This window comes from Pantoea sp. CFCC18177 (assembly GCF_059412425.1).
The window spans coordinates 1-7,859 of sequence record NZ_JBNBPL010000047.1; the positions used below are offsets into that span (position 1 = coordinate 1).

General features: G+C 52.3%; 10 protein-coding genes. 5 read left to right on the plus strand and 5 right to left on the minus strand.

What is annotated here, in order from left to right; translation table 11 throughout:
- Positions 1–143 precede the first annotated feature (143 nt).
- Positions 144–500, minus strand: a complete 357-nt coding sequence (locus ACPUC8_RS25810) for a hypothetical protein (RefSeq protein WP_494927735.1) — start codon at positions 498–500, stop codon at positions 144–146.
- A 136-nt stretch (positions 501–636) separates the two neighbouring features.
- On the opposite strand from ACPUC8_RS25810, the gene ACPUC8_RS25815 reads away from it, so the two are divergent.
- The 3 genes from ACPUC8_RS25815 to yiaK all read left to right on the plus strand — a co-directional run bounded on the left by ACPUC8_RS25815 (position 637) and on the right by yiaK (position 3,729).
- Entirely contained in the window at positions 637–978 is a 342-nt protein-coding gene (locus ACPUC8_RS25815) for a TonB family protein (RefSeq protein ID WP_058973164.1), read from the plus strand.
- 191 nt (positions 979–1,169) lie between these two features.
- On the plus strand, positions 1,170–2,735 hold the full coding sequence (locus ACPUC8_RS25820) for an MFS transporter (RefSeq protein WP_494927736.1): 1,566 nt from the start codon (positions 1,170–1,172) through the stop codon (positions 2,733–2,735).
- Positions 2,716–3,729 (plus strand): 3-dehydro-L-gulonate 2-dehydrogenase, encoded by a 1,014-nt coding sequence (gene yiaK, locus ACPUC8_RS25825; protein ID WP_494927737.1) that lies wholly within the window; start codon positions 2,716–2,718, stop codon positions 3,727–3,729. Before ACPUC8_RS25820 ends, yiaK begins: the two co-directional genes overlap by 20 nt.
- Before the next feature lie 147 nt (positions 3,730–3,876).
- Here the strand turns inward: yiaK and ACPUC8_RS25830 are convergent, their stop codons facing one another.
- From ACPUC8_RS25830 to ACPUC8_RS25845, 4 genes are read right to left on the minus strand one after another with little or no spacing between them, the layout of a single operon-like run.
- Positions 3,877–4,506 (minus strand): NrsF family protein, encoded by a 630-nt coding sequence (locus ACPUC8_RS25830; protein ID WP_494927738.1) that lies wholly within the window; start codon positions 4,504–4,506, stop codon positions 3,877–3,879.
- Positions 4,499–5,050 carry a sigma-70 family RNA polymerase sigma factor gene (locus tag ACPUC8_RS25835; protein WP_039337452.1) on the minus strand — a complete coding sequence of 184 codons (552 nt, stop codon included), beginning with the start codon at positions 5,048–5,050 and terminating at the stop codon, positions 4,499–4,501. The genes ACPUC8_RS25830 and ACPUC8_RS25835 overlap by 8 nt, the downstream gene beginning before the upstream one ends.
- A 17-nt stretch (positions 5,051–5,067) precedes the next feature.
- Positions 5,068–6,297, minus strand: coding sequence for a protein-disulfide reductase DsbD family protein (locus ACPUC8_RS25840; RefSeq protein WP_494927739.1), 1,230 nt, complete (start codon positions 6,295–6,297; stop codon positions 5,068–5,070).
- Positions 6,298–6,312: 15 nt separating this feature from the next.
- Positions 6,313–6,885, minus strand: a complete 573-nt coding sequence (locus ACPUC8_RS25845) for a peroxiredoxin (protein ID WP_494927740.1) — start codon at positions 6,883–6,885, stop codon at positions 6,313–6,315.
- A gap of 145 nt (positions 6,886–7,030) precedes the next feature.
- Here ACPUC8_RS25845 and ACPUC8_RS25850 point away from each other — a divergent pair, with 145 nt between their 5' ends.
- Together ACPUC8_RS25850 and ACPUC8_RS25855 are read left to right on the plus strand one after the other, a co-directional pair.
- A complete protein-coding gene (locus ACPUC8_RS25850) occupies positions 7,031–7,573 on the plus strand; it encodes a chorismate mutase (protein WP_039337445.1) in 543 nt (180 codons plus the stop codon).
- A gap of 187 nt (positions 7,574–7,760) precedes the next feature.
- Positions 7,761–7,859, plus strand: a 99-nt coding sequence (locus tag ACPUC8_RS25855; protein WP_494926407.1) for a DUF8684 domain-containing protein, incomplete at its 3' end; no start/stop codon positions are given.

The following is a 7,859-nucleotide window of genomic DNA, read 5'->3' on the forward strand; positions in this document are numbered from 1 at the left end:
ATTATGACCGGGCAGAAAGAAGTATTATTCGAATCGACTGAGCACAAAAGTGTTACCTATGTGCCCGGTCTGATCTGTTACCCATGTGCCCGGTTGTACCTGAATGCGCACCCTACGGTCAGGAGCATCATTAATTGCTCCCTTTACCTCTCTTCCAGTTCTCGTAGTTTACGCATGACCGGTCGGACATCGTTACTTAAATACTCCAGAGTCGTCAGATAAACCATCCGGCGTTTATCAAATCCTTTGCAATAAAACATAAACCGCAAACCCGGTGCGCAGACCAATAACTGCACATCATTTGCCATCAGCGTTCGGATATCGGACTCGGTAGTATCACGGGTGAAACACCACTTAAGTTGGCGCTGATCAATCGCTTTTTGCACCGCAGCAATGTATTTCTCTTCGCGAAAGTAACCGAATAGTCCTCCATTGGCACCAAATCCTGGCATTCTGAACAACGTTGGGCTGGGCATAGAGATGAGCACAATGCTTTTCACGGGCGATTAATCCTTTATCTGTGAAGTTTGAGCGCCATCAACAGGCTGTTACTCCTCGTTGACCATTCACTGGCGCTATCCTGTTGAAATGCTTACATGCTAACATGAGAATGATTCTCAACAACAGGAGGTTGTTATGTTTAAATCGTTTCCACTCATTTTCTCCCTGGCATTAGTGGGGTGTAGTGCAAGTACGCCGCCCACCAAAAACATACAGGCGCCAAAAATCCTTCATATGGTCAAACCGACATATCCCTATTACGCGGTTAAAAACCGCGTAGAGGGAAAAGTGTCATTTGTTTATGACGTAGATGCTGAGGGTAAAGTGAGTGAGATGCGCATTATCGAATCGACGCCCGATCATCTGTTTGATGACACGGTTATTCGCGCTGTCAGCCAGTGGCGTTTTGAAAAGGGCCATCCCACTAAAAATATTTCTATGAGAATCGTGATGCGTGTTAATCAAACACTTAATTAATGATTAATTGTGCCATAGAACATGACGGAGAAAGAGCAGGAATTTAACGGCTAAAATGTCTAAATCATCACAATTCGAATAATGCTAGTGGTTGAAATGTGATCATTTGCATAAAAGATATCAAGCATTCTTGTATGGTAGTTCATCTAAAGTAAATCATGGGCACCTGACTTTTAGATAAGGTGCCGCTGATGATTAATCGTTCAGAAGAAAAGCCTATCAAGTTAAAAAACATGCTGGCTTATGGTGGCGGCGATGTTTTTGGCGGTGGCAGTTTTACCGTGCTCGGCCTGTGGCTAATGTTTTTCTATACCACTTATGGTGGTTTGAGTCCGGCAGAAGCCGGGGCCGTTATTGCTTTTGCCCGATTACTGGATGCGTTCTTTGATCCCTTGATGGGTTATGTCACCGATAATTTCTGGCGCAACCGCCTGGGGCAGCGTTTTGGGCGACGTGGTTTTTTCTTCCTGATAGGTGCGCCGCTGGTCTTTGCCAGCTACATCATGATGTGGGTTAGCGATATGGGCTTTACGTACTATCTCGCTACTTACATTCTCTTTTATGCCTGTTACACACTCGTCATCGTACCCTATGAAACCCTGGCCGCGGAGATGACTCACGATTTTCATGTGCGTTCGCGTTTGACCGGAGTACGTATGTTCTTCTCGATGGGGGCCGGTATTCTGGCAGCCTGGTTGCCAGGTGTTATCATTGGCCTGTTGGGCGAGAATGCCTCATCTTCATTTTTCTATATGGCGATTATTTTTGCCACGCTGTTTGCGATTGTGATCTTCGGGCTCTACTTCTTTACCTGGGAGCGTGAGATTGAGGTCGTAAACAAGCCCGTGCCCGTCGAATTTAAGCGCGATATGAAGGCGCTGTTTCGCTCGCTGATTTCTACTTTCCACGTTCGCACTTTCCGCCAGCATGTTGGTATGTATCTTGGGGCCTATGTCGCACTTGATGTGCTGGGTGCCGTGCTGGCTTATTACATCATTTTTGTCCTTGGGCATAACGCGGTCGATGCGGCAAACAGCATGACGTTTATGTCGGTGGTGCAGTTCATCTGCATTGCGGCCTGGATTCCTTTCTGTATCCATATTGGTAACGGCGCGGCTTATAAGTTGGCGCAATATTTAATGCTGGCAAGCGTAGCCTTATTCATCGGCTTTTACGCCTTTGGTATTAGCCCCGAAATGTGGATGGTGTGGGGTGCAGCCATTGTGATGGGTATGGGCCGTTCAGGAACTCAGTATGTCTGCTGGAACATCTACAGCTTTATTCCCGATGTGGATGAGATGCTTACCGGTCAGCGGCGGGAGGGTATTTTTGCTGGAGTAATGACCTTTGTGCGTAAAGCCATACAGGCGGTGGCTCTGTTTATTGTCGGGTTGGTATTACAAGCCTATGGCTTCGCCGGAAAGGGCACGGTAAGTCAGCCCCCCGAAGCGATTCATGGGATTGCCTTAGTGTTTGGTGTGGGGGCGGTGATTTTCCTCGCGGTTGGATTATTCAGTGCGCGTGGTTTCAGCCTGAACCGTCATAACCATGCATTGTTGATAGCAGAGATCCAACGCCGCCATGCCGGCGGTAACCCGGCAGAAGCCAGCTTCGAAACGCGCATCGTAGCGGAAAAACTCACCGGCTGGCCGTGGGCCAGTTTATGGGGCAAAAACGACATTATGAAGCGCATCGATCCGCGCGCAGACACTTTCACGGCTAAAGGAGATCAGCAACATGACACGCATAACCTTTGAAGTCATGCAGGGCACTATTGAGAAAGCGTTTTTAAACGCTGGTCTGGATGCAAAACAAGCGGCGCTGTGTGCGCGCATTCATACCGAGACCAGTTGTGATGGCATCCCTTCTCATGGACTGAACCGTGTGGCCCGTTTTGTCGACTATCTGCACAAGGGATGGGTAGTCGGGAGTGCAATCCCCGAAAGGGTGAAAAGCCTGTCTGCGATGGAGATATGGGATGGACAGCGTGGACCCGGTATTACCAATGCGATTCGCGCTGTCGATCGAGCCTCTGAACTGGCGCGTGAACAGGGGATGGGGCTGGTGGCAATGCGCAACACAACACACTGGATGCGCGGTGGAACTTACGGCTGGCGCGCTGCCGAACAGGGTATGGCAGCGATTTGCTGGACCAACACCGAATCCTGCATGCCTGCGTGGGGTGGCAAAGATACGCGATTGGGCAACAACCCGTTTGTGATGGCGGTACCGGGCAAAGAGGGGCCTTTGGTGTTGGATATGGCGATGTCGCAATATTCCTACGGCAAGTTACAGGTCACGCGTATGCAAGGCGCGCAATTACCCTATGCTGGCGGATTTGATGCGCAGGGCAACTTAACCTGCGATCCTGCGCCTATCGAAGCCTCAATGCGCATTTTACCTACCGGATACTGGAAGGGGTCAGGCTTGGCTATATTACTTGATGCGATGGCTGCGCTGTTATCGGGTGGCAGTTGCACAGCGGAGATCGACAGGATTCAGCAAGGCAGCTGCACCGGTGCCAGCCAAATATTTATGGTGTTCGACCCTGCTCAGATAAGCGGGCAAAACTTCTGTGATCAGTTGGCGGAGACTATTCAGCAGTATGTTAATGGTTCAACGGTGGCTGAAGGATTTAGTCGCGTGACCTGGCCCGGTGAGCGACAAAAGGCCACGCGCATTCGTAATCAAAAAGAGGGCATCCCGGTGGATGCCGGGGTGTGGGCGGAGGTGCAGCGTTTGGCTGGCTAATGATATACGCCTTCAACAGCCATGTTGCGATGGCTGTTGAAGGATTATCGCTGGCTGATGCCCTTACGCGTAAATTGCTGCTCAGTCATCATTTTCCCCCACTGATCGCCTTGCCACTCTTGTGTCAGGTGGAAGGCGACATCTTATCTACCCCAATCTCACCCAGCGTTTCCCTAATAGCACCGTCATCGCCACGATGACCACAATAGCGGCCAGATGCATGAGGAAATCCATTGCGTGTAGATGGACAGGATGGCAGAAAGCCAACATTGTTACGGCCATACAGGCGACACCCAATCCGGCCATCGCCAGACTGCGCACCGGGTGTAAGGCGCGAGTGCGGCGCAAGCTGGCGATCATCAACACCATCATCGGCGTGCTGACCACCAACAGGAACGTAAAGCATCGCGCACTGTCATTGTCGTGTGGCTCAATCACCGCATGAGGAATGCTGCTCATACTCAGGCCTAACCATAGCATGCCGAGGGGCAGCAAGACCTTCCAACTGCTGCTGTGGCGCCCGGCGATGCTCATATTAAATGCGCTGCGAATCGCCAGTAGCCCGAGAATAAATGCCAGCACCAGCTGCACAATCGCGCGCATCGCGCCGGGTTGCGACCAGTCGGTGAGCGTCCGCTCTACCAGTAAACTGGCGGCGATGCCGCACGGCAATGCCAGCGCCAACCACATCAGCACGCGCCATCCGGTGCGAAGAGTGGGTTTGACGGGCTGCATTTCGCGGCCGAGTTTTTCGATTAACAGGTCGTGATTATTCATGGTGTGCTCCAAAGCGACGCAGATTGCTCAGCGCGCGGTGCAGCAGCGATTTCACCGCAGCCACACTTAAATTGTTATGCGCGGCGGCTTCTGACAAGCTCATTTCGCGCAGATGGACATGTTCGACGATTTCGCGCTGGCGTGAGGGGAGCTGGCGCAAATAGCCGGCCAACTCCTCATGCGTCTCCAGCGTTGCCCCCTCTGGCGCGGGAGCGGATTCCGTCAATGTCTCTTCATGAACTTCCCACTGCTGATAGCGCCCACGTCGCCGCAACGCATCAACAGCACGTGCGGAGATGATCGCCATCAACCAGGGTAAAAACGGATATGCAGGATCATAGGTGTGACGCACCCGATGCACCGTTAACAGCACATCCTGAATCACATCTTCCACTAATGCTTCTTCGGTGAGTTGTTTGCGTACTTGCCCACGAATCACCGGCACCAGTGCTTTCAGCAGTCGGGTGTAGGCGAGCTGGTTGCCCGCCTGCGCCTGTTCCATTAGCGCGGGCCAACTTTCGCGCGCGCTATCGCTTGTTTGCATAATCCGCCTTGTTGCTTTTACGCCTTACTGCTGGCCGCCTGCAGTGCGTTCACCACAATGCTCGGGGTCAGCACTTGCGGTAACACTTTTGGCGGTCCGCCATCGGCGGGGTAAACCAGATACATCGGTAATCCGCCCTGACCAAACTCGCTCATGGCGTCATCGACGTCGGGGTTAAATTTAGTGGAGTCAGCCACCATATACAGCGTACCGGTTTTTGCCAGTGCGTCTTTAACCGCCTGCGTCGAGAGTGAAGTTTTCTCATTCACTTGACAGGTAATACACCAGGATGCGGTGAAATCGACAAAGATCGCTTTACCGTGCCCGCGTTGCGCTGCAACAGCCTGCGGCGTCCACTTCTCTTTAGTGAGCTGCGCGGTGACCTGATCACCCGCCAGGCCCGCACCTGGTTTTATGAGTTGTGGCAGCGGCGCGAGCACGGCGACTATCAGCACGGCGGTCACCGCGAACAGCGCTTTGTGACCTTTACCTGCAAAGCGTCGATGCTGTGCCATACCATACAGCCAGCCTGCAAAGGCTACCACCACGGAGGCTGCAAGCAGTGTTGCCAGTGCTGCGCTGCCCGCCTGTTGTGCCAATACCCAGACTAACCAGGCGTAAGCACCGAACATTGGAAAGGCCAGGCCGCGTTTGAGTACATCCATCCATGCGCCAGGACGCGGCAAAAACTTCGCCAAACGAGGGAACAGTGATATCAGTGTAAAGGGCGCTGCAAAGCCCAACGCTAATGCGAAGAAAATCACCAGTGCAATAGCCGGTGGTTGCACCAGTGCATAACCGATGGCGCTGGCCATAAAGGGTGCCGCACACGGTGTGGCAACCAGAATCGCCAGTACGCCAGTGAGTGCTGAGCGTAAGAATGCACCGCGATTGATTTCAACCGATCCCACGCGCTGAACGGACAAACCGACTTCAAACACGCCGAGTAAGTTGAGTGCAGCGGCCAGAATCACCAGAGAAAGCAGGGCAATCACCAGCGGCGATTGCAGTTGGAAGCCCCAGCCAACGGCGGCCCCGCCAGCACGCGCCGCCAGCAGAACCCCTGCCAGCGCCATCATGGTGACGACCACTCCAAGCAGGAAGCCCAGACCTTCACGCCGCGCATTGGCTGCGTTGTCGGTGTGGCGTAACAACCCCAATGCTTTGAGTGAAATCACCGGGAAAACACAGGGCATGAGATTAAGAATGATGCCGCCAATAAAGGCGGCCAGCATGGCGGTTAACATCGCTGGCCTCTTTGCTTAGTTAGTTTGCGGATGCGCGTCGTCGTACTGCTTCACGGCGGCGAGCGCTTTCTCAATATGCGTATCTGGGTTTCTGTCAGTGTAACTCAGCAGAATGTTGCCATCTGGTGCAATCACATAGGATGTACGGTCAGACAGGGTTTTGCCCTTCATTTCCATCGTGGTTTGATACTGTGCCGCGATTTTGGCCCCTGGATCGGCAGCTACCGCGAATTTGTCGCGACACTCCAGTTTAGAGAAGTCACTGACCTGATCGGTATTCCCGGCCGTGACACCAATCACCGTGGCGTGCATTTTGGTGAAGTTATCCGTGGCTTCGGCAAAGTCATGAGCCTCAAGCGTACAGCCCTTACTGAAGGCGGCTGGGAAGAAATAGAGCACCACGGGGCCTTTCTGTAAGGCTTTCTGAAGTGAGAAGGTCATTGGCTTGCCGGCCAAGGCGGCTTGCAGCTCGAAATCCGGTGCTCTAGCGCCAACCGGCAGAGCGGCGTTGGCGGTGAATGCGGTGGCAGAGAGGCCCAGTGCGGCCGTGATGCTCAGAGTACAAACGAGGGTTTTGAACGATTTCATTATCTGCTCCTGCGATCTTAAGGGAGGTCCGGTTTGGATGTTTCACTAGTACAGTTCGCTGCAGGTTGCGGGAAAGTTTCGGTGATCAGAAAAAAAAGCTACATTATTCGCGCAATGTGACTCATGGATAACGAGGTAAAGTGATATGGACCGTAAATACTTTAGTAAAATCATTTTGTTAATTGGCTTGTCATGTTCTGCAACGGTGCTGGCTGCACCCGTGACAAACAGTGATGTCGCGTCATTAATTAATCAGCGCTTGTCTTATATGAAGGATGTTGCCGGTTATAAAGCGGCCAACCATCTTGCTATCGAAGATTTACCGCAGGAAGACAAAGTGCTCGCCAGTGCGGTGCAACAGGCTGAAAAACTGGGCTTAGCAGGGGAGTCGGTCAAACCTTTTGTGCAGGCACAGATGGATGCAGCGAAAGCCATCCAATATCGCTATCGCGCTGACTGGCTCTCTACCCCTGAACAGGGTTGGCAACCACTGCCACTTGACCAGGTCAGGACAAAAATTAATGTGCTCAGTGCCAGCATTCTCAGCGGCATTAGCACGCAGCTAGCCCGAGGTGAGCATTTCACCGACAAGCCTTCCTTTTTGCACTCGCTTAATCAAACGCATTTGGCTGAGAGTGATAAAGCGCGGCTGTGGGAAGCCTTGCAGGAAATTAGCCTGAAAAAGTAGCGACTATCGAGACGCGGGGCGTATTTCGATACGCCTTGTTCACCCCCTGGAAACATTCCACTTTGTTATTGCTGTTCTGCATTCCGCCACCTTTTCCTTATATCCCCAACTGAACTCCCTATGTCCTGCACCCTTGGGTGCTCTGCTATAACTGCTGCGTGTTATTAACGTGTAGGAAAAGCGTGTCATGGATATTCGTAAAATTAAGAAACTGATCGAACTGGTTGAAGAGTCTGGCATCTCCGAGCTGGAAATCTCCGAGGGCGAAGAGTCCGTTCGTATCAGC

What these genes read in the sequence shown, in the direction of transcription:
- ACPUC8_RS25815 (WP_058973164.1), top strand. Translation starts at nt 637, where the DNA reads ATGTTTAAATCGTTTCCACTCATTTTCTCCCTGGCATTAGTGGGGTGT.
- ACPUC8_RS25820 (WP_494927736.1), top strand. Translation starts at nt 1,170, where the DNA reads ATGATTAATCGTTCAGAAGAAAAGCCTATCAAGTTAAAAAACATGCTG.
- yiaK (WP_494927737.1), top strand. Translation starts at nt 2,716, where the DNA reads ATGACACGCATAACCTTTGAAGTCATGCAGGGCACTATTGAGAAAGCG.
- ACPUC8_RS25830 (WP_494927738.1), bottom strand. Translation starts at nt 4,506, where the DNA reads ATGAATAATCACGACCTGTTAATCGAAAAACTCGGCCGCGAAATGCAG.
- ACPUC8_RS25835 (WP_039337452.1), bottom strand. Translation starts at nt 5,050, where the DNA reads ATGCAAACAAGCGATAGCGCGCGCGAAAGTTGGCCCGCGCTAATGGAA.
- ACPUC8_RS25840 (WP_494927739.1), bottom strand. Translation starts at nt 6,297, where the DNA reads ATGTTAACCGCCATGCTGGCCGCCTTTATTGGCGGCATCATTCTTAAT.
- ACPUC8_RS25845 (WP_494927740.1), bottom strand. Translation starts at nt 6,885, where the DNA reads ATGAAATCGTTCAAAACCCTCGTTTGTACTCTGAGCATCACGGCCGCA.
- ACPUC8_RS25850 (WP_039337445.1), top strand. Translation starts at nt 7,031, where the DNA reads ATGGACCGTAAATACTTTAGTAAAATCATTTTGTTAATTGGCTTGTCA.